The sequence below is a fragment of the Methylomonas sp. DH-1 genome (genome assembly GCF_046097555.1).
Lineage (GTDB): Bacteria > Pseudomonadota > Gammaproteobacteria > Methylococcales > Methylomonadaceae > Methylomonas > Methylomonas koyamae.
Genome location: NZ_CP143089.1, coordinates 3,848,074 through 3,868,413 on the forward strand (window position 1 = coordinate 3,848,074; position 20,340 = coordinate 3,868,413).

At 56.9% G+C, this 20,340-nt stretch carries 24 protein-coding genes and 1 pseudogene; 16 read left to right on the plus strand and 9 right to left on the minus strand.

Features of this window, described 5'->3' with window-relative positions:
- The 9 genes from VXJ35_RS17530 (at position 1) to VXJ35_RS17570 (ending at position 6,733) form a co-directional block, all read left to right on the plus strand.
- Positions 1-693 carry a NifB/NifX family molybdenum-iron cluster-binding protein gene (locus VXJ35_RS17530; protein WP_064022549.1) on the plus strand — a complete coding sequence of 231 codons (693 nt, stop codon included), beginning with the start codon at positions 1-3 and terminating at the stop codon, positions 691-693.
- A 2-nt stretch (positions 694-695) separates the two neighbouring features.
- Positions 696-962, plus strand: a complete 267-nt coding sequence (locus VXJ35_RS17535; RefSeq protein WP_054761825.1) for a DUF6129 family protein — start codon at positions 696-698, stop codon at positions 960-962.
- Positions 963-971: 9 nt separating this feature from the next.
- Positions 972-1,736 carry a 4Fe4S-binding leucine-rich repeat protein gene (locus VXJ35_RS17540; protein ID WP_064022550.1) on the plus strand — a complete coding sequence of 255 codons (765 nt, stop codon included), beginning with the start codon at positions 972-974 and terminating at the stop codon, positions 1,734-1,736.
- A complete protein-coding gene (locus tag VXJ35_RS17545) occupies positions 1,729-2,691 on the plus strand; it encodes a hypothetical protein (protein ID WP_064022551.1) in 963 nt (320 codons plus the stop codon). The genes VXJ35_RS17540 and VXJ35_RS17545 overlap by 8 nt, the downstream gene beginning before the upstream one ends.
- A 158-nt stretch (positions 2,692-2,849) precedes the next feature.
- On the plus strand, positions 2,850-3,332 hold the full coding sequence (locus VXJ35_RS17550; RefSeq protein ID WP_064022552.1) for a hypothetical protein: 483 nt from the start codon (positions 2,850-2,852) through the stop codon (positions 3,330-3,332).
- 78 nt (positions 3,333-3,410) lie between these two features.
- Positions 3,411-3,764, plus strand: coding sequence for a DUF4844 domain-containing protein (locus VXJ35_RS17555; RefSeq protein ID WP_064022553.1), 354 nt, complete (start codon positions 3,411-3,413; stop codon positions 3,762-3,764).
- Positions 3,765-3,991: 227 nt separating this feature from the next.
- The gene (locus tag VXJ35_RS17560; RefSeq protein ID WP_064022554.1) at positions 3,992-5,023 is read left to right on the plus strand and encodes an IS5 family transposase; all 1,032 of its coding nucleotides are present in this window, start codon (positions 3,992-3,994) and stop codon (positions 5,021-5,023) included.
- A gap of 238 nt (positions 5,024-5,261) precedes the next feature.
- A complete protein-coding gene (locus VXJ35_RS17565; RefSeq protein ID WP_331711078.1) occupies positions 5,262-5,912 on the plus strand; it encodes a hypothetical protein in 651 nt (216 codons plus the stop codon).
- Between the two features lie 173 nt (positions 5,913-6,085).
- Positions 6,086-6,733 (plus strand): DUF2959 domain-containing protein, encoded by a 648-nt coding sequence (locus VXJ35_RS17570; RefSeq protein ID WP_064022556.1) that lies wholly within the window; start codon positions 6,086-6,088, stop codon positions 6,731-6,733.
- 53 nt (positions 6,734-6,786) lie between these two features.
- Here VXJ35_RS17570 and VXJ35_RS17575 read toward each other — a convergent pair whose 3' ends face one another.
- The 4 genes from VXJ35_RS17575 to VXJ35_RS17590 all read right to left on the minus strand — a co-directional run bounded on the left by VXJ35_RS17575 (position 6,787) and on the right by VXJ35_RS17590 (position 9,919).
- Positions 6,787-6,948: a hypothetical protein gene (locus VXJ35_RS17575; protein WP_157198217.1), complete on the minus strand. Its 162-nt coding sequence runs from the start codon at positions 6,946-6,948 to the stop codon at positions 6,787-6,789.
- 227 nt (positions 6,949-7,175) lie between these two features.
- Positions 7,176-7,517, minus strand: a complete 342-nt coding sequence (locus tag VXJ35_RS17580; protein ID WP_064022557.1) for a hypothetical protein — start codon at positions 7,515-7,517, stop codon at positions 7,176-7,178.
- Positions 7,518-7,916: 399 nt separating this feature from the next.
- Positions 7,917-8,567 carry a response regulator transcription factor gene (locus VXJ35_RS17585; protein ID WP_064022558.1) on the minus strand — a complete coding sequence of 217 codons (651 nt, stop codon included), beginning with the start codon at positions 8,565-8,567 and terminating at the stop codon, positions 7,917-7,919.
- The gene (locus VXJ35_RS17590) at positions 8,564-9,919 is read right to left on the minus strand and encodes a histidine kinase (RefSeq protein ID WP_064022559.1); all 1,356 of its coding nucleotides are present in this window, start codon (positions 9,917-9,919) and stop codon (positions 8,564-8,566) included. Before VXJ35_RS17590 ends, VXJ35_RS17585 begins: the two co-directional genes overlap by 4 nt.
- Before the next feature lie 191 nt (positions 9,920-10,110).
- Here VXJ35_RS17590 and VXJ35_RS17595 point away from each other — a divergent pair, with 191 nt between their 5' ends.
- From VXJ35_RS17595 to VXJ35_RS17605, 3 genes are all read left to right on the plus strand, one after another.
- Positions 10,111-10,563: a cupin domain-containing protein gene (locus VXJ35_RS17595; protein ID WP_054761854.1), complete on the plus strand. Its 453-nt coding sequence runs from the start codon at positions 10,111-10,113 to the stop codon at positions 10,561-10,563.
- 13 nt (positions 10,564-10,576) lie between these two features.
- Positions 10,577-11,068 carry a DUF2380 domain-containing protein gene (locus VXJ35_RS17600; RefSeq protein WP_064022560.1) on the plus strand — a complete coding sequence of 164 codons (492 nt, stop codon included), beginning with the start codon at positions 10,577-10,579 and terminating at the stop codon, positions 11,066-11,068.
- 63 nt (positions 11,069-11,131) lie between these two features.
- Complete coding sequence (locus VXJ35_RS17605; protein WP_064022561.1) at positions 11,132-11,806, plus strand: transaldolase family protein; 675 nt, start codon at positions 11,132-11,134, stop codon at positions 11,804-11,806.
- A gap of 32 nt (positions 11,807-11,838) precedes the next feature.
- Here the strand turns inward: VXJ35_RS17605 and VXJ35_RS17610 are convergent, their stop codons facing one another.
- Both VXJ35_RS17610 and VXJ35_RS17615 read right to left on the minus strand, forming a co-directional pair.
- Entirely contained in the window at positions 11,839-12,741 is a 903-nt protein-coding gene (locus tag VXJ35_RS17610; protein ID WP_064022562.1) for a cation diffusion facilitator family transporter, read from the minus strand.
- Between the two features lie 114 nt (positions 12,742-12,855).
- The gene (locus VXJ35_RS17615) at positions 12,856-13,779 is read right to left on the minus strand and encodes a class I SAM-dependent methyltransferase (protein ID WP_082880979.1); all 924 of its coding nucleotides are present in this window, start codon (positions 13,777-13,779) and stop codon (positions 12,856-12,858) included.
- 388 nt (positions 13,780-14,167) lie between these two features.
- Between VXJ35_RS17615 and VXJ35_RS17620 the strand changes: the two genes are divergently transcribed.
- The 4 genes from VXJ35_RS17620 (at position 14,168) to VXJ35_RS17635 (ending at position 17,663) form a co-directional block, all read left to right on the plus strand.
- Positions 14,168-14,728, plus strand: coding sequence for a VPLPA-CTERM sorting domain-containing protein (locus tag VXJ35_RS17620; protein WP_064022563.1), 561 nt, complete (start codon positions 14,168-14,170; stop codon positions 14,726-14,728).
- Between the two features lie 4 nt (positions 14,729-14,732).
- Positions 14,733-16,505 (plus strand): bifunctional UDP-sugar hydrolase/5'-nucleotidase, encoded by a 1,773-nt coding sequence (locus VXJ35_RS17625; protein ID WP_064022564.1) that lies wholly within the window; start codon positions 14,733-14,735, stop codon positions 16,503-16,505.
- A gap of 385 nt (positions 16,506-16,890) precedes the next feature.
- Positions 16,891-17,319 carry a TIR domain-containing protein gene (locus tag VXJ35_RS17630; RefSeq protein WP_064022565.1) on the plus strand — a complete coding sequence of 143 codons (429 nt, stop codon included), beginning with the start codon at positions 16,891-16,893 and terminating at the stop codon, positions 17,317-17,319.
- A complete protein-coding gene (locus VXJ35_RS17635; protein WP_064022566.1) occupies positions 17,319-17,663 on the plus strand; it encodes a hypothetical protein in 345 nt (114 codons plus the stop codon). Before VXJ35_RS17630 ends, VXJ35_RS17635 begins: the two co-directional genes overlap by 1 nt.
- Positions 17,664-17,836: 173 nt before the next feature.
- Here the strand turns inward: VXJ35_RS17635 and VXJ35_RS17640 are convergent, their stop codons facing one another.
- The 3 genes and pseudogenes from VXJ35_RS17640 to VXJ35_RS17650 all read right to left on the minus strand — a co-directional run.
- On the minus strand, positions 17,837-18,433 hold the full coding sequence (locus VXJ35_RS17640) for an IS110 family transposase (RefSeq protein WP_064022567.1): 597 nt from the start codon (positions 18,431-18,433) through the stop codon (positions 17,837-17,839).
- Between the two features lie 85 nt (positions 18,434-18,518).
- A complete protein-coding gene (locus VXJ35_RS17645) occupies positions 18,519-19,766 on the minus strand; it encodes an IS256 family transposase (RefSeq protein ID WP_064023300.1) in 1,248 nt (415 codons plus the stop codon).
- Positions 19,767-19,863: 97 nt separating this feature from the next.
- Positions 19,864-20,205, minus strand: a pseudogene (locus VXJ35_RS17650) (transposase); the annotation flags it as partial.
- Between the last annotated feature and the right edge of the window lie 135 nt (positions 20,206-20,340).

Consider the following 20,340-nt stretch of genomic DNA (forward strand, 5'->3'; position numbering starts at 1 on the left):
ATGAACCGGTCGAGCTTAAGCCGGGAACTGGCTCTGCGGATCGGACTGGCCGCACGCGCCCTGCCCGATACCTCGCCGAAATTGTTCGTTTCGGTGCTGCGCGCCTGCGCCGGCCCCGTGCTCGACGAACGCAAAATCGCCCAGCTCGGCGAGGCGCAATTGCAGCAAGCGCTCGGCAATTTCGGCGTAAAAACCGACGCCGGTGCGGTGCGTAACGCGCTGGATTTGCTGCAACACCCGGCGAGCCAAACGCAACCGGCGCCGCAACCGCGTCTGGCCGACCTGCCCGGCTCGATTTTAGTCGCCGTCGGCAGCGACGACCCGCAGCGCGTGGTCGGCCATTTCGGTTCCTGCCGCCAATTTCTGGTGTACCAGGTTTCGGCCGGCGAAGCGCGCCTGATCGACGTGCGTAGCGTCGATAGCGAAGCCCAGCGCCGCCACGACGACAAAAACGCCTACCGCGCGCAATTGATCGCCGATTGCCGCGTGCTTTACGTCGGCTCGATCGGCGGACCGGCCGCCGCCAAAATCATCAAGTACGGCCTGCACCCGATCAAAACCGAGCAAGGCGAAGCGATCAACCAAGTCATCCACCAACTGCAAAGCGTGCTGAGCCAAACCCCGCCGCCGTGGTTGGCCAAGTCGATGGGCATCGCCCCGGCAGCACGCATTTGTTTCGAACAGGAGTCCTAACGATGATCAGTCCAGACCAACTGCAAACCATTGCCGAGCGTATCAACGGCACCACGCTGAGCGAAAGCGTGGTGACCCAATTGCGCGGCGAATTTCCCGGCATCCACTTCACCTATTGCATGGAAGACGACATCCCCAACCACGAACCGTTGCTGGAAGGCAGCGGCTTTAATCTATATCTGGTCGACGGCCGCGAACATTGCCTGTGCCTGACCCGTAACTACGAACACGCGTCAGGCATCGTCATCGCCGAAGTCATCCCGGAATAGGGTGGCGGCATGAGCGACGCGGACCGTCCCGTCAGCCTACCGATTGCCGATTGCAGCCTCTGCCCGTTCCGCGGCAAGACTTTGCTGATGGGGCGCTGCATGCCCGGCGATACCTGCGTGGCCGCCCAAAGCGGCCGCCAAATCGACCGTTTCTTCCGCGTCAACCCGGTCTATGCGGTCAATTTTCTACGCGACAAATTCTGGGAACGCCGCGCCATCGCCGTGCGCTATTCGCCGCTGAAAGCCCTATTGCCGTTGATTGCCGACGAAGACGAAGTGGTGCGCCGCGCCGTGGCGTTTCGCCTGCCGGCGCAACAACTGGTCGCGCTGATCGACGACCCGGACCGCGAAGTGCGGATGACGGTGGCCGACCGCATCGATGCCGGCAATCTGGAACGGCTGGCCGACGACCCGGACTACATCGTCCGCCTCACCGTCGCCAAGCGCCTGCCGCCCGGCCGCCTGTTCCGCTTTATCAAGGACGAAGATTTGCAGGTGCGCAAACGCGTCGCCGAACGCCTGCCCGAGGTCAGTTTGGGGCTGATGGCCAACGACCCGGCGCCCGACGTGCGCCGCATCGTCGCCGAACGCATGCCGGCGGAGGATGCGGCATTGCTGCTGCACGATAGCGACTGGGTGGTGCGTTACACAGCGGCGCTGAAAGCCGATCCGGCCAAACTGGCCGCGCTGGCGGACGACCCGGAACCGGACGTGCGCGACCTGGTGCGGCAACGTTTACAATCAACCTCTACTCCAGAAGCCGATCATGACTGAAGCCAAACTCAATCTTGCCGGACAAGACATCACCGACTGCTGTAAAAAAGTTATTCCGGGGCAGAACGACGACTTGCTGCTCAGCAAGTTGCAAGCGCTGGTGCCGGATTACCCGATTCGCCTGGCGCTGATCGGCGACGAATGGTACAAGCTCGGCGGCGTGGTCGACATGAACGGCTCCCGCATCGCCAACGACATCATCGAATGGGCCGAACGCACTTACCTGGAGTGCGGCCAAAACCTGCAAACCCTGATCGACCATGCTCTCGAATTGCAGTTGATCGCCACCCGCCAGACGGGGAAAACCCTGTATTTCGTCGTGCAAACCGGCGACAAGGCCGAAGATTTCACGCTGATCGAAATCGACAAAACCTACGAAGTGTCGGACCGGATGCTAATCGACGAAAACAACCCGCCGACCGACCTGGAAGAGTTGATCGATCCGATCCAGCCGTTCTGCATCGAAAGCTACGGTTTCGGCCACTCCCGCTACACCTACCGGCGCAAGACCGACGTCAAGCTGTTCATGGAAGTCATTAACGAACGCCATCCCGGCGAGCATCCGGCGCAGCGCTTCATGGACGACTGGAACCGCAGCAGCGCCGGCCAGAAACACCGGATGAGCGACGACTGGATCATCCGCCCCTACCGCCACACCGGCCGCTTCGGCGAACAAATCGTCAACGTCGAAATCGTCAACACCCACAAAAACCACCTGCCGCATTTGGAAGACTTCGCCGGCAAGAAAGGCAGCGCGCTCAGCAACGTGCTGAGCCGCTTCGACCGCCAGGCCGGCTACCCCTTCGCCTGGTTTTTCTACATGCTGAAAGGCAAGCTGGTATCCACCCACAGCGCCGAGTCGGTCTACAAAGACATTTCCGGGGATTTCGCCTACTTGCCGGAACGAGACGAGGCGGTGCTGAGGGATTGGATTTCTACGCCGTATAACGTTTGAGGCTTTGTTTCGTTAATTCTGGATTGGCCGTCATCCTGGTGAGGCGTAGGGTGGGCACGGCTTTTTGTGCCCACCTGATTCCTAAGCTTTCACCTGACTATCGAAAATCAGATATCATCCGATTTGGGATGATATACCGAACTATCTATTAACTGGTTATGCACACAACCTACAAGCCAATGCTTAAAATTATTTCTTCGATTTTTTTTGCCATTATTTTGGCTTTACTTCCATTGGAAGAGGTCTTTGCCTGCAAATGTGCAAGCGGTGAAACAAAACAAAGCCGATTTAATAAAGCCGACTATGTAGCCCACGTCAAAATCACGGCTGCAGAATTAAGGGATGCGAGTGAATTAAGCAATGCTGATGATTTGTTTAGAGAAGGGTATGTCCGCGTTTCTTTCGAAGAAATAGAAGTAATTAAAGGGGAAAAGTTTTCTCCAACTTTCCTGACGGAATTACCATTTACCGATGGAAACTGCACGCTGGGCCTTCGACCTGGTTGGGAATATGTAATTTTTCTCGCGAAAGAATCAAATGGGTTCGTGTTTGGTTGCTCTGGCTCGTTTCCTTTGTACAACGACGGGGATGTAACAACCAAAATACAGGAGCTACGAGAATGGGCCAAGGGAAAGCAGTAAATTCGCATAACACGGCGCTTCACCCGACCAAAAACCGCTATGCGGTTTTAGTCGGGTGGGCTGGGCGTTAGCCACTCAATGAACACCGACGCCAACGCCAACGCCAACGCCAACGCCAACGCCATGCTCGCAGCTCTAGCGGCTTTTCGAGACACCAAAAAGTTTCGGTGCGCCGAGCCAGAGTTTCGTCTTATCAACCCTTCGCCTGCATCGGTAACACACCCCATGGAGGTCGCACTCAATCAGTGCGCCACCGACCTATCGTCGCTCGTGCAGCGTGGCGCCCAGTCAGCCCAGTTCAAGTCATGCATCGCAGCCTCCCTTCGTTCCGTTGAGAAGCCATTCGATACCGAAGACCGAGAGTATCTCTGCTACTACAACCAATTGGGTCAATATGTGGGCATCAAAGTCGGGCCATTGTTAAATCGGTAGCTTTATGGCTTCCTCCTATCCACATTGTTGCGGTTTTTCAGCCGTGGCTAACATGGCGCTCAACCTCGCTCCCTTCGGTCGCTGGACGCTGCGCGATAAAGCCGCGCAGCGCCGGTTAGCTCTACGTTAGCCATTTTCCAATACCATCTGTTATGTATAAGGGAACCTCTAAAAATTGCGCCCGGCGAGTAAAATGAGTCGGAGCTAAAGACCTTTGGAGAGCAGAGATGACGGTGGCACAAGACGACCTTTTCGGTTCCCTGTTTGAACATCGTGATCGTCGGATCGATCGTTTGGGCAATCCGTTGTTGGAATTGGACGCGCAAGTGGATTGGGAAGCGTTCCGTCCGTTGCTGGATCAAGTCCATCACAAAGTCCGCAAATCGTCTGCCGGGCGTAAGCCTTGGGATGGGGTGTTGATGTTCAAAGCGTTGGTCATCGCCAGCCTCTACAATCTGAGCGACGAGCAACTGGAGTTTCAAATCGAAGACCGGCGTAGTTTCCAGCGATTTATTGGTTTGTCGGATGCCAAGCACGCGCCGGATCGCAACAGTTTCTGGCTGTTTCGCGAGTCGCTCAAGGAGTTGAAATTGACCGAAACCTTGTTCAACGAATTCAACCGGCAATTGGATCGCGCCGGCCTGATTGCCCGCAAGGGCCAGCTGATTGACGCCAGCTTCGTCAAGGCGCCGGTGCAGCGTAATACCCCGGACGAGAACGCCCGGATTAAAGCTGGCGAAACCGTCGAGGACTGGTCAGCCTCCAAACGCAGTCAGAAGGATACCGATGCGCGCTGGACCAAGAAAGGCGACAAGAGCTATTACGGCTATAAGAACCACATCAACGTCGACAACGCCCACAAGTTAGTGCGCAAATACACGGTCACCGATGCCAGCGTCCACGACTCCCAAGCCCTGAACGGCTTGCTCGATAGCGGCAACACCAGCCACGCGGTGTGGGCCGACAGTGCGTACCGATCCGAAGCTACGGAAGCCAGCCTTAAAGCGCAAGGTTACCGCAGCCGAATTCACCGCAAAGGGGTTCGCGGCAAGCCGCTGACCGACCGGGAAAAACAGGGCAATCGCACGCGCTCCAAAACCCGTTGCCGGGTCGAGCACGTGTTTGCCTGGATGGCGCAATGGGGTGGCAAGACGGTCCGTTGCATCGGCTTAGCTCGTGCCGAAGTGCGTATCGGCTTCATGAATCTGGTGTACAACATGCGACGTTTTTGTGCCATTCGCAGGGTAGCTGCGTCTTGATGCCGCCCATCGGAGCTGAAAAGGCTTCGAGTTGAAGGTAGTCCGCTTGGAAATGTCAGCTTTCGAGCGCGTTTTACGCCCCGAATCTGATTAATCGTGGATTTTTAGAGGCTCCCATAAGAAGATTGATATTTCAGAACGCAATCTTGAAGAACTTGTCCGTAAACACTGCGGGTTAATTGAAGAGGGGATGTCGTATATCTCGCACCAAAATTGGCTACCGAACGGGCGACTTGATGTGCTTCTAATTGACAGTGGAAAGTCTTTGGTTGTTGGTGAGCTGAAGGTGGTTGAAGACGATGCAATGCTTATGCAGTGCCTCGATTATTACGATCATGTAAATACAGGCATCGAAACATATGCCCGAATGCACCCAGACTACGGCATTGACCCTGCGCAACCTGTTCGTATGCTCCTAATGGCGCCCTCATTTTCCCAAGCACTTATAAATCGATGTAAATGGCTGGACGTCAATATTTCTCTCTTCACATACTCCTGCTTAGAGCTTGAAGGTTCGAAACAACTGGTTCCTGTCTTCTCTGAGCAGTCCATCCCGTCTGTGCTCGAAGCACCGATCGTTCACAGACAGGATGATCGTCTCAACTACATAACAGATCCAGGAGCCCGCGCGCTCGCCACATCTGCCATTAAAGAAATCAAAGATATGTGGCAAGGCCGAACTTCTGTTGATCCGTTGAAATACGCGATCTCCATGAAGGTCGACGGCAGGGTTGTTGCTTATCTACATCCAAGACGAAAAAACTTCTTGATTTCGACCTACAACGCAGACGAAAAATGGACTCCCTATCCGATTCAGAGCGATGACGATCTGGCAACCGTTCAGCGTTTAATCAGGGATCATGTTGAGCGACGGTCAAAGAATGGCTAACATTTCGGTCAACCGGACAACCCTAAAGCTGCGCTTTTGGGTACCCTCCGCGCTTCGCGCTCCGGATGCCGGTACGACGGCTTAACTCAACGGCATTGTCCTAACGCCCCCATTTCCGCTTGTCCGGCAACGGCGCCGTCTTATAATGGCCGCCAAGTTGACTGGGAGTTTTTATGCCGAAATTTTTACGCCTGTTTTTAATCTGCTCGATACTCGCGACCGCCGCCTGCTCCAAGATCTATTACAGCGGCCTGGAAAAAATCGGTATTCCGAAGCGGGATGTGATGGTGCATCGGGTGGAAAAAGCCCGCGACACTCAGGAAGAAACCAAGCAGCAGTTCAAATCCGCGCTGGAGCAGTTTACCTTCGTCACCAACTTCAAAGGCGGCGACCTGGAGGCGACCTACAACAAGCTGAACAGCGAGTACGAAGCCAGCGTAGCCAAGGCCAACGAAGTCAACAAGCGGATAGCGGACATCGAAGACGTATCCGCCGCGTTGTTCAGCGAATGGGAAACCGAGTTAGGCCAATACAGCAATCCGAGCCTGCGCCGCGACAGCCAGCAAAAGCTGACGGCCACCAAGGCGCATTACCAACAACTGGTTACCGCGATGCGCAAAGCGGAAGCCAAAATCGAACCGGTGTTGAGCGTGTTCCGCGACCAGGTGCTCTACCTGAAACACAATCTGAACGCCCAAGCCATCGCCTCGTTGAAGGGCCAATTGGACTCGGTCAAATCCGACGTCTCGGCATTGTTAGTGGAAATGGAAAAATCGATTAACGAGGCCGACGCCTTCATTAAAACGATGGAAAAGCAGTAATTACGGCTCTACCGCCGGAGCTGTGGCGAAAGCCAAGCACCGGCAGCGGCAAGTCAAACCAGATGTGGCGAGTACGACAACACGTAATAACCGTAATAGAGGGCGATGAAAAACAGCAACGCATTCAATAACCGCTCTATCCTGCTGCAACTGCTGTGGGTTTCTTTCCTGGCTTTGCGGGCTTTCAAGCGCCCTTCCAATACTCTGTGCGACATTCCGACTCCTGTGCTATTCCGCCACGTTAAAACCGATTCCGCCCGGTTCTAAATAGTTTCTAAAACGTACCGACATTCCGGCCGGACGTGCCGGAGCCATAGACGGCGCAGCGAATCCGGGCTCCGCAGACCGATCGATGCTGACCTTCCTGACAGTGGCTGCCCGCGCTTGTGCCCTTTGGGTAACCCGGCGGGCATGACGGCAATTTTCGAAAGCGGCAAACCAACTAACGGCTCATGCCGTTACCCAGCCAGGCTCCCGCCGCCGCGCCGATGCCGGCGCCCAACGGATCGCCTTTACTCATTTCATAACCGGCCATGCTGCCCAGCGCGCCGCCGACCAAACCCTGGGTGGAACGTTGGTCGTAACTGCGCTGGCGCGGCGCCGGCTGCGGCGCCGGCACGTACTGGACCACGCGCTCCGGATAATAAACCCGCTCGACTTCGACGTAGTGGTCGTGATGGTGGTGCCGATGATGGCCATGTTTATGGCCGTGGCCATGACCATCCGCCAATGCGGTCGAACCAGCCAATAACCCCGCAAACGCAACAGTTGCCGCTCTGAACATAAAACGCTCCTAATAAAATTCCGTTGCTAAGAATTTTAGTGGGCGTAATTGAAGTCCCGATTAGGAACAAATTAAGAATTGATGAAAATCGCACAGCCGCAACAAGGACCGCAGCCGGCCGCCCCCGTCCGACCTAACCCTTTAGCCGATGCCGTTCGAGCCGGCCCTTAACGACCGTCGCTCCGGCCTGGGCGGGAGCCCTGTTTCCCTACTGGATTCCCGCATTCGCGGGAATGACGCCGGAGCAGGTTAGGAGATTCACACATGAAACGAGGATACCCGCATTCGCCGGAATGACGCTGCCAGGAAGCTGGAACACCGACGCCATCCTTAACGGTTCCCCCTGCCGGCATGCCTACCGGAGCAACGCAACATGTTTGGCTTAACGGCATTTCCCCGTCATTTACCGGCCAGCTCCGCCAAATCCAGCACCTGCCATTGAATCGCCAAACGCGTCATTTCGATGTCGCTGCCGACGCCGAGTTTGCGCTTGATCAGATAATGGCAATTGCAGACCGTTTTCGGGCTGATGTGCAAACTGGCCGCGATGGACTCGACGCTGTTGCCGGCCACCAGCAAGCGCAGAATTTCGAACTCGCGTACCGTCAGATTGCGCAGGGCCGGGTTGCCGTCGCCCAACTTCTCCAAAGCCATGGCTTGGGCGATATCGGCGCTTAATACGCGGCGCCCGGCATCTACCTCGCGCACCGCACGCAGCAACTCCTCCGGCGGGCTGCTTTTAGTGACGTAACCCAAGGCGCCTGCGCGCAGGGCCTGCTCGGCGAACAACGGATTTTGATGCATGCTGAACACCAGAATCCTGGCGTCCGCCTGCAACTGGCGCAAGCGGGCAACCAGTTCCAAGCCGCTGCTGCCGGGCAGGGAGATGTCGGTAATCACCAAATCCGCCGGCTGCTGCCGGTATCTGCGGTAGGCTTCGGCCGCATCCGCCGCTTCGGCCACCACCTGCAAGTCGGCCTGTTTCGCCAGCAAGGCCCGGTATCCGGCCCGCACCACGGCATGGTCGTCGACCAGCAGAATTCCGATCATTGCGCTGCCGCCGCCGGAGCTAACGGCAGGCTCACCGCGACCAGCAGCCCGTGCGGTTCGGCGATGGCCAGGCTGAATTCGCCGTTCAAGGCCGCGACCCGCTCGCGCATGCCGAGCAAACCCAGGCCGCTGCCGGCAAACGGCAATTCGCGCGCCACGCCGTCGTCTCGAATCTGCAGCGATGCCCTACTTTCCTCGATTTGCAACACCAGCGCCACGTTGCTAGCCGCGGCGTGTCTGGCGATGTTGGTCTGGCATTCTTGCGCAATTCGGAATAAAGCCAGCGCTTGGTCGTCGGCCAACCGGCGGCAGTCGCCGGCCACTTGCAAGCGGTATACGGTCTTGCCGGCGGCGCGCCGATTCCAGTCCGCCACCGCGCTGTGCAGACTGGCCGCCAGCCCCAAGGTTTCCAATTCGGCCGGACGTAAGCGCTGCAACAAGCCGCGCAACCGCTGCAACATGCCGCCGGCAATTTCGCCGATCTGTTCGGCTTCGACAGCCAGTTCCGGCGCCCGCTCGGCGGCGGCGAAGCGGACCGAACTGGCCACCGCATTGATGCCGGCCAGACACTGGCCGAATTCGTCGTGCAGTTCGCGGGCTAAGTAACGCCGCTCGTCTTCCTGTAATTGGATCAGTTTCGCCGCCAGTCTCCGCCGCTGCGCCAGCAACTGTTGCTGGGATTCGGCCAAGGCATTGACCGCGATGCCGATCCGCCGCCACTCGTCGAGTTCGAAGCCGGGCAAGCGATGGGCCAGCTCTCCGCTCGCCAGCGCGCCCAAGCCGCGGACGATGGTTTGCGCCGGCCGCAACGCCCGGCGCACGCTCCAGTACACCAGTCCGCAAACCGCAAACAAAGTTACCGCCGACAAGGTCGCCAGGTCGCATACGTTGTGCCAGGCGGCGGCGATTTCGGTTTCCGCGCTGGCGGTAAAGCTCAGCACGCCGAACACCGCGCCCTGGCGGCGCACGCTGCGCGCTACCGGCAAGCCGGGTTGAAACAGGCTGCGGTATAAAGACTCGAAGCCGGACGGCCAGATGCGCGCTATCGGCTTGCCGCCGTAGCACAGGCTGCGCGGGGTACCGCCGACTTGCGGCAGGTAGGCCAGGCACGTACCGGCCTGGCCGCCGGCCTGTTTCCATAATTCGAAATCCGGAAAGCTACTGCCCCGCCCCAGGCCGGACTCGATCAGCAGCAGTTGCGTTTCTAACTGCCTGGCCACGCCGTCCGCCACCTCTACTGCGTTCCGCTGCGCCAGGCTATGGCTTTGGTACAGCGCGTACGCCAGCACTGCCAGCAAGCTCAGCCCGCCGGCCAGCACGATTCGAGTTAACAAATGCCAATGTAATGCCATATTCCGCCGGCCCGGCTCGCCAAAAGTCGCTTCATTCTAAAAGCCAAGACGGCGGCGGCAAAGCCCAGCTAAAACGTCGGGCAATTTGCCCGTATCCGCCGGGCAAATTTCGGCTTACAGGCGGTTACCCCGCCGCTAAGCTTTGGCCACAGTTATCCGCTGCTATTTCGCCACCCCCATTGGAGAGCACTATGACCGCGTACTTATTCGACGACCGCCGTATCCGCTGGCAAACCCTGGCCGGCTTCGAGCATTTGACCTATTCGATCCTGAACTTGGACGAGGCGCGCGGCAGCGTCGATGTCTTGTTCAAATTCGCCGCCCAGCGCCAGATTCTGTTGCACCGGCACAAGGTATTGAACAAAACCTTCGTCGTGCAAGGCGAACACCGGCTGTACCACGCCGACGGCTCGATCAAGGAAATCCGCGCCTGCGGCAGCTACACGGTCAGCCCGGCCAAGGAGGAACCGCACCGGGAAGGCGGCGGCGAAATCGATGCCGTGGTCCTGTTCCAGATACTCGGCGACGGCGGCGTGTTTTACGAGATTCTGGACGACGCCGGCCAAATCGTCGCCAGTTTGGGCATGGCCGACTTCGCCGAGTTATACCGCGCCCAATGCGCCGCCGATTCGGCCGCGGCTTGAACGGAGGTGCGCCATGTTAAGACCGATCTGCTGCGCTGCATGCTTGTTGCTGAGCCCGTGCGGCCATAGTGCGCAACGGCTGGCGATTTTGGACTTCGAAGCCAACGACCTAACCTCGCTACCGAATACGCCGGCCGAACTGGTCCGCACCAGCAGCATCCGCCCGTTGCTGGCCCAGGCGTTGAGCCGGGACGGCGCCATCGAAATCGTGCCGATTCCGCCGCAGCAACAAGCCGCGGCCAACGCCGGCTTCGGTTACCTGTTCCGTTACGCCGACCAAGCGGCAAAATTGGGCCGCCAAGTCGGTGCCGATTGGGTGTTGGTCGGTCAGCACAGCAAACCCAGCTTTATGTTTTCGTACTTGATCGGCGATTTGGTCAACGTCAAAACCCAAACCGCCGTCGGCCAATTCGACATCGAACTGAAAGGCAATCACCGCAAAGTCACCGAACGCGGCGTCGCCGCGCTGGCCGAGAAAATAAAACGGAAGTTGAGCCGGCCTTAGAGTTGCCTTTACCGGCGCCATTCTGAATAATCGCCGGCCTGACGTCATTTTTAGGCAAGCACTATGTACGAACTTTATCTGGACAGCGCCGATGTGTCCGAAATCCGGGCGCTAGCGGCGATTCTGCCTTTGGCCGGTATTACCACCAACCCGACGATCATGGCCGCCGGCGGCTTGGGCTTGAACGCGCTGCTGCCGGCAATTACCGATATTTTGGGTCCGGCCTGCCGGCTGCATGTGCAGGTGCTGAGCAATACCACCGACCGAATCGTTACCGAAGCCGAACGCCTGCATGCGCTGCCGTTCGATATCGTGGTAAAGATTCCGGCCCACGCCGCCGGCCTGGCGGCGATCAAACGCCTGAAACAACTCAATATTCCGGTGCTGGCGACGGCGATTTACAACGTACAGCAAGGCATATTGGCAGCGATGAACGGCGCGGATTATCTGGCGCCTTACCTGAACCGAATCGACAACCTGGGCTGCGACGGTATCGGCGTAGTCGCCGATTTGCAGCAGTTCGTCGAGCGTTACCAATTGCCGGCAAAACTGCTGGTCGCCAGCTTCAAGAACGTGCGCCAGGTATTGGAGGTGTTAAAACTGGGCGTGCATTCCGCGACGTTGCCGCCGGACATTGCCCGACAAATGTTGCAGGTGCCGGCGACCGATGCCGCCGTCGATAAGTTCGAGCGGGATTGGCGCGCGGCTTTCGCCGAAAAGCTGCCGTTCGAGACTTGAGGCCAAGCTCGGTTAGAAATCGATCATGCCGCTTAATCGGCGTTGTCGAGTTCGAAAAACACCCATTTCACCCGCGGCTGGGCGGCTTTGATGTTTTTCTCCAGCGAATTGCTCAGCGACACCGCCTGCGACACGGTCAGATCCGGCAATAATTCGACCTTGACCGCCAGCATCACGTCGTTGCCGTGGTTGATGGCCCAGACGTTGAACACCTGCACCACGACCGGTTGCTGGCGCAGATAATCCGTGACCGCATCGCGAATTTCGCGGTCCGCCTCGCCCAGCAACAAAGCATGCACCTCGTAGCCGACCGCCAGCGCCACCAGAATTAGCAAAGCGCCGATCAGCATCGAACCAATCGCGTCGTAAATGGCGTTGCCGGTCAACAGCGTCAAACCCAACATCGCCGCGGCGACGACCAGACCGAGCAAAGCTGCCAGATCCTCGCCTATTACCACCATCAGCTCGCTGGAGTAAGTCTCGCGGAACCAGCGCCACAAACTGCGCGAACCCTGTTCGCCGCGCATTGCCCCCAACGCGCCTTTCAACGACAGCGCCTCCATCACCACGGCGGCCAACAGGATGCCGATCGCAATTTCGGCGTTTTCCACGGCATGGTTATCGTGCAAGCGCTCCAGGCCTTCGTAAATCGAAAACATGCCGCCCACCGAGAACAAGGTGATCGCCACCATCATCGACCAGATGTAGGATTCCCGGCCGTAGCCCATCGGATGGCGCGCGGTCGGTTGCTTCGCGGCCCGCTTCATGCCGATGAACAGCAACACTTGGTTACCGCAATCGGCAAAGGAATGCACCGCCTCGGCCACCAGCGAACCGGACCCGGTCCAAACCGCGGCCGCGGTCTTGGTCAGCGCAATCGCCAAATTGGCGGAGAAGGCATAAAGAATGGCTTTGCTTGAGTGGTTGTCGGACATGGCAGCTCAGTAAAGTAAAATCACGAAGCCTGATTATAGACAATGCATTTTCTTTAGCCGCCGCAGCGGACTGCGACCGGGTTTTAGCCCAATAGCCGGCATTGCGGCGGCCGCTTAAACCACCGCGCGCAGTAAATTGCCGTAATACAAGCGGTTGCCGGTCTGGCTGCGCGCCCACAGTTGCCTGGTTTCGCTTTGGCCTTGTCCAAAATGCGGCCCGGCCGCGGCGGCCAATTCCTGCAGGCCGACTTTCGGCGAATAGGTATTCAACACCAGGAAGCCGCCGGGCTGCAGCAGGCCGCGTGCGGTTTCCGCCAGCCGCGGCAACTGGTTTTCCAGCTTCCATTTCTCGCCGTTGGCGCCCAGGCCCCAAGCCGGCGGGTCCATGACGATGCCGTCGTAGCGCTTGCCGCGTTTCAGTTCGCGGCCGGCGAATTTCAACGCATCTTCCAGCACCCATTTAATGTCGGTCAGGCCGCTCGACGCTTGGTTGGCATTGGCCCAATCCAGCATTTGCCGGACCGAATCGACGTGGGTGACTTCGGCACCGGCAGCCCGCGCCACCAGCGACGCCGCGCCGGTGTAGGCAAACAGGTTCAAAATCCTGGCGCCTACTGCGACCCGTTCGGCGACAAAGTGCCAATTGGCCTGTTGTTCCGGAAACAGGCCGACGTGTTTGAATTGAGTCAGCTTCAAGTTAAAGCGCAGTTGCCGGTAAGCGATGCTCCAACTTTCCGGCGCATCGGCGCGCAACTTTTGCCAACGGCCCTGGGTCGGCGAGGTTTCCACAAACTCCCAATGCGCCAGTTCCCGCCATTGGGCAAGCGGCCATAATGCCGCGCCGCCGGCGTTGATCTCGGGCCGGATCGTCAACACCTCGCCCCAGCGTTCCAATTTGCGGCCGCCGCCGGCATCGAGCAGTTCGTAATCGTTCCAGGCTGCGGCATATTCCCGCAGGTTTTCGGGCTGCGCTGCTTGAGTGCTTTTAGGCCGGGCTGGAGGCCGGCGGCGCTGGGAAACGGAAGATGAGGGCGGCATGATCGGGTCGGCGGGTCGGTTAGGATAGCTCGGTTTTAATGCTCCGGTGCGGCGGAGCGGACAGCGGCTATTCTATCGCGGCGACCGCGAAAAATAAGCCGCCAGCCAATCCGACACGAATGCCGTCAGGAGAAACCTTCGCCGGCGCGCTATCAGGCTTCGCCGGCATTTGTAATACGTTTCACCAAATCTTCATCAAATAATCACAAGTCCATCACAAAAAATCCCTATTGTGCGCAGCGTGCCGGCCACTAACGGACTGTTGCGGCACACCCAATACGATTTTTGTTTTGTGGCGAGGCGATCGGACGAACCTTTGTTGCTGCAGTGTCCCCCATTCGCTGCGGCGGCCGCCACTAAGCACTAACCCGCAACCGGAGCCGCTTAAATGTTCAATAAAAAATACCTTCTCAGCGCCGCCTTATGCGCGGCGCTGTCCGCCGATGCCGGCGCCGCCACACTGGCTGCCGACGGCCAATGGCATCCGTTCGACATCGACGAAACCAGCTCGGCGTCTGCCGGCTTGGAATGGATAGACCTGGACGGCAACGCCTTGAGTTTCGACTTTAGCCTGATCGGCTCGGCAATTTTAAGAATCGTCGACGGCGGTTTTGCCGGCGACCGGTTCGACGTGTTCAACGGCAATCTGCTGCTGGGCCAAACCTCGGCGGCAACCAACAACTACCCGGAATCGCTGGGTCTGGATTTCGACGCAGCCTTTGCCGACGGCCGTTACAGCCGCGGCGTGTTCCTGCTGGGGCCAGGCAGTTACCGCATCAGCGGCTTACTGAGCCTGTCGGCGTTGGACGATAACGCCGGCGCGCTCAATGCCACGGTCGGCGCGATCAGTCTGACCGCGGTGCCGCTTCCGGCCGCCGCCTGGATGTATCTGGCCGGCACCGGCCTGCTGGGCTTGACCGCCCGCCGCCAATCGAAATCGGGAGTTTAAGGTCATGAAACTGCAAACATTAGCCAGCGCCATTGCTTTGGGCTTCAGCGCCGTAGCCGCCCACGCGGTTACACTCCCGGCCACCACCATCAAAATCGTCGCCTTCAACGACTTCCACGGCCAACTGGAATCGCCGGGCAATTTCCGCAACCTGCCGACCGATGCGGCCTCGAGCATCCCGCTCGGCGGCGTCGATTGGATGGCCGGCTACGTTGCCGACCTGAAGGCACAAAACCCCAGCACTATCGTGGTATCGGCCGGCGACATTATCGGCGCCACGCCGCTGGTTTCGGCGCTATTCCATGACGAGCCGACCATCGAAACCATGAACCGGCTGGGCCTGGAATTCAATGCAGTCGGCAACCACGAATTCGACGAAGGCAAGGACGAATTGAAGCGGATGCAAAACGGCGGCTGCCATCCGAGCGATCCGAACAGCTGTAAAGGCGCCGAGGTCGGTACGCCGGTGCCGTTCGAAGGCGCCAAATTCAAATTCCTGGCCGCCAACGTGGTGGAAACCGCCAGCGGCAAAACCCTGTTTCCGCAATATGCGATTAAAACGGTCGGCGGCGTCCGGGTCGGTTTTATCGGTATGACCTTGAAGGAAACCCCGACCATCGTCACACCCACCGGCGTCGCCGGCCTCAGCTTTACCGACGAGGCGGCCACCGTCAACGCGCTGATCCCGAAACTGCGCGCCCGCGGCGTCGAAGCGGTGGTGGTATTGATTCACCAAGGCGGTACGATACCGGTCACGCAGAGCGTTGCGACGATCAACAACTGCGACGGCGGCCTGGCCGATTCGCCGATCAAAACCATCGTCAACCAGTTGGACGACGAAGTGGATTTGGTGATTTCCGGCCACACCCACCAAGCCTACAACTGCCAGATCGCCAACAAAGCCGGCCGCTTGATCTCGGTGACCAGCGCCAATTCGCAAGGCCGGGTGTTGACCGACATCGATGTGACGATCAATACCGCTAACGGCGAAGTCAGCGCGGTCAATGCCGAGAACATCGCCGTGGTGCGCAACAACCCGGCGATCACGCCGAATGCCGGCATCAAAACCATCGTCGATAACTACAAAGCCCTGGCCACGCCAATCGCCAACCGGGTAATCGGTTCGATCAGCGCCGCGATTACCCGCACCGCAACCGCCGCCGGCGAATCGGCGCTGGGCGACGTGATCGCCGACGCCCAATTGGCGGCGACCAGCCCGGCCGGTTTCGGCGAGGCCGTGGTGTCGTTCATGAATCCGGGCGGCATCCGCGCCGATTTGACGTATCCGGGCAGCAGCGCCGGCGAAGGCGACGGCAAAGTCACTTACGCCGAAGCCTTTACCGTGCAACCCTTCGGCAACACCTTGGTGACGTTGACCCTGACCGGCGCCCAAATCCATACCTTACTGGAACAACAATTCACCGGTTGCACCGCAGGTTATCCGGTCGGTGCGCCGGCTAGCGGACAGCCGTTCAACCGCATCCTGCAAGTCTCGGCCGGTTTCAGTTACGGGTGGAGCGAAAAAGGCACACCTTGCGATAACGTCGATCCGGCCAGCATCAAAATCAACGGTGTCACAGTGGACCCGGCCGCCAGCTATCGGGTCACGGTCAACAATTTCATGGCCGACGGCGGCGATCAGTACTACGTGTTGACCCAAGGCAGCAACCGCCTGGGCGGCGCATTGGATTTGGATGCGCTGGAAAGCTATTTCCTCGCCAACGGCAGCGTCAATCCCGGCCCACGCAACCGGATCTTGTTGGCACCCGCACCATAAGTTTCAGGCTAAAGCTCTGCAGCACTTGGCCCGCCGGTAGGTTTACGGCGGGCTTTTTTTTGCAATGCACATTCTAAAGTTGGATAGCCCAACACCCATCGGAAATGATAATTACCCGAGTTGTGCAATATAGGGTTGACACACTACCTGATTCGCAAGGCTTGTTTCGCGCAAACTACGGTTGGAATTCAACGAGGGCCGCTTTGGTCGAACTCGCGAATTTAGCTCGATCAACAGATGACGTTCCAGCTTTTGCTTACGCGGATGAGTAAAACCGACCCGTTGCGGTCTGTTGTACGAAGTGATTCAATGACGGCGATCAGGCCATTACCGGCCACTATTTCTGATCACCGAATGAAATTTCATATTAAAAAAAAGGCAAAAAATGACGACTCCAAACATTTTCATTTCTCATCGCTGGGCATACGCAGATGATTACGATAAGTTAGTTGACAAATTTGAAGAATATAGCTTTAGCTACTTGGATTATTCTGTTCCGATCAATGATCCATTGGATGAAGATAAAACAAATAAAATTAAAATTGCTCTTAAAGAACAAATCAGACAATGTAATTATTTAATAATTTTTGCCAACATGGCGATGGCAAACAGTTATTGGTGCAAGTATGAAATTGAAGTGGCGACACACTTTAACAAACCAATTCTTTCCATCAAACCACATGGTTATGCAGGTAATATCCCCACTTTTATCCAAAATGCTGATACGGAAGGTGGTCCGGTTGGATTTAATACACCTGCGATAATAAGAAAAATTTGTAACAAATTAGACCATCCTATTCCTAGCGGTGTGTGATGCATATGAGAAAAATTTGCTTCACAATCATGGGGTTCGGAAAGAAAACGGATTACTCTACCGGAAAAACATATGATCTTGATAAAACATATCACGGCATCATAAAACCCGTTGTTGAACGATGCGGCTATATCAGTATTCGCGCCGATGAAATTCAAGACTCTGGTTTGATTGATAAAAGCATGTATGCGCTGCTTATTAGCAGGTTGGTGAAAAACCATATTCTGGCCACTAATTTAGCTATAAGAAGCCTTTATTTAGTGCTGAATCAATCTTGTAGTACTAAATATAGGTCTGATTGGTTGCAAAAAAGAGTTTTTCACCAACCTGTTAACGCGTCTTGAGATCATTCCCAACCATTAAATGCACATAGCCCTTTTTGCCGTCGCAAAAAAACCGGGCCTGCCAATTTTGGCAGACCCGGCTAGACCAGCGAGGAACTGGGATCGGTTTACCGACTGTTAATCAGAATACTTCCGTAAACAGATTATTAGCCCGGTAGATACCGTCTTAAAAGTCAACTTTGGAAAGCGTAATCGACCCGGTAAGGCTCGCGAGTTTTCAGGACACCAAAGCACAAATGTACGAGTTTACGCATAGCACCACCGAGAGCAGACATTTTGGTTTTTCCACGTGCCTGCAAACGCAGATAGAGTGCTTTGAGATGAGGGTTGTATTGAACGCCGACCACGGTGGCCATGTAAAGGATGGCGCGTATACGGGCGGGGCCAGCTTTGGATAGTCGGGGCCGCCCTTGAATCGACGAACCGGACTGTCGCTCCACGGGCACCAAACCCAGGTAAGCGGCCAGTTGTTCGGCGGATTGAAAGTGATGATTGTGCATCACCGCTAACAAGTGATTGCTAACCTGGGGACCGACGCCGGGAATACTGATTAACAGCGTCCGGTCCGCCTTCAGTTCAGGGTGCTGATCGATATGGTCGTCGATGTCGATCTGGAGTTTAGCGAGTTGAGTTTCCAGGAAAGTAATAGAGTCGAGTAGGGATTGGTGAATCAGTGCCGGAGTATCGGTGGCCTGGGCTTTTTCCAGGCGGTTGCGCTCGCGTTGCAAATCCTGGGCGATCGCTTCACGGCGGGATAACAGGGCTTGCAAGGTGCGAGCTTCTGGAGTTGGAGGTGTCCAAGGCCTGGGGTTCAACAACGCGGAGCTATTGTCAAATCTGGTGTTCAGGCCTTGATCAAGCGGCGATCTGATTGCCGGTTTCTAGCTCAATGCCGTCCTTGAACGGAACCCCGGTAATCACTTTGGCGAGATAATCAAATCCTCGCTGGCGTCGCCAGGTTTTCTCAGCCGTTTGTCCCAGTTTGAATAGCATGTGCAACATGCCATCGCGGGCGAGACAGCCTTTGGCACGCTTGGTGCGATGGCGAATAGTGGCGAAGGTTGATTCGATGGGGTTGGTTGTTCGAATGCTTTGCCAGTGCTGAGCCGGAAAGTCATAGAAGGCCAGCAGTTCATGCCGGTCGCGATACAGACATTCAACCGCCTTGGGATATTTGGCGTCATAGAGCGTGGCGAACTGGTCGAAGGCGCGTTCGGCGTTCTTTTGGGTGTCAGCCTGCCAAATGTCGTACAGCGACTGCTTCATCTTGGGTTGCACCGCTTTTGGAACGCGGTTCAGGACGTTGTTCATTTTATGCACCCAGCAGCGTTGTTGTCGGGTGTCGCTGTAAACCTCGTCCAGCGCGGCCCAGAGACCCATTGCGCCGTCACCAATGGCTAGTTTGGGACTGTTCATACCGCGTGCTTTCAAGCCCAGCAATACTTCCCGCCAACTCTGCGTCGATTCGCGCACACCGTCTTCAATCGCCAGAAATCGTTTTTCCCCGCGCTCATTGACCCCGATGATGATCAAGGCACACAGCTTGACATCTTCCGCTCGCAGCCCGCTGTAGATGCCATCAGCCCAGATATAGACCCACTGATCTCGGTCCAGGCGACGGGTTCGCCAATCGTTATATTCCGCCGCCCACTCGCGTTTCAAACGGGCCACGGTGCTGGCTGATAACCCCGTGGCATCCGGGCCAACCAGGACTTCCAGTGCGGCTTCCATTTCACCGCTGGAGATACCTTTCAAGTATAACCAGGGCAATGCAGCCGATAAGGAACGTGTCTTGCGCACATACGGTGGCACCAACGCCGAACGAAAGGTAGCCCCTTGGCCGTCTTTTGCCCGAACCTTGGGAACCTTCACCGCTACGGGGCCAATGCCTGTCTGAATCTCACGCTCAGGTTGGAATCCGTTACGCACGACGGCGGCCCGACCATCGCCTAACTTCCGTTCGCTGAAGGCTTCCAGATAGGAAGCCAATTCGGCATCGATGGCTTGCGCTATTAACTTCCGCGCGCCTTGACGAATCAGATCGGTCAAAAGATCGGCGTTCTCTTCTCGACTCGACAGGTCGATTACATTACTCTTCTTCATGGTGGCGTATCCTTGGTTTTGATCGTTTTGTTTGGTCACAAATAATCAACCAGATACGCCGCTTCTCTTCAACTACCAAACACCAGATTCAGTTATAGCTCAACAACGCGCCGTAACGAGCCAACACCAGACTATCGACGCCGTCGGTCTTGGTGCGCACACCCAGGCTGCGGCCAAAGTCTTTGACTTGAGCGGGATTTACAATCGAGACCGTGACGCCTGCATCGCTCAAGGCGAGTGTAGCCTGTTCGTGATAAACGCCGGTTCCTTCCAGGATAGCGTGTAGCGTGTCAGGCGTGGCCTGTTGTTTTACACACCAAGCTAACAGATCGTCGACGCCCGCTTTGGAATTGGTAACGGATTTCGCACGGCGTTTGGCAGTGGCAACATCCAATAACAGACTGCAATCAAGTTTGGCTTTAGAAACATCGATACCGATAAAAAACTAGAGTGATTCAGCATGAAGAAACAAAATAAACCAACCGAGCCCACTTGCCTTGTGCATACAGGGTCATTGCCCTTGGCTACCGTTCAGTGTCTTCGTTGGCATCAGAAGCGAGACAGAAGGCTTAAT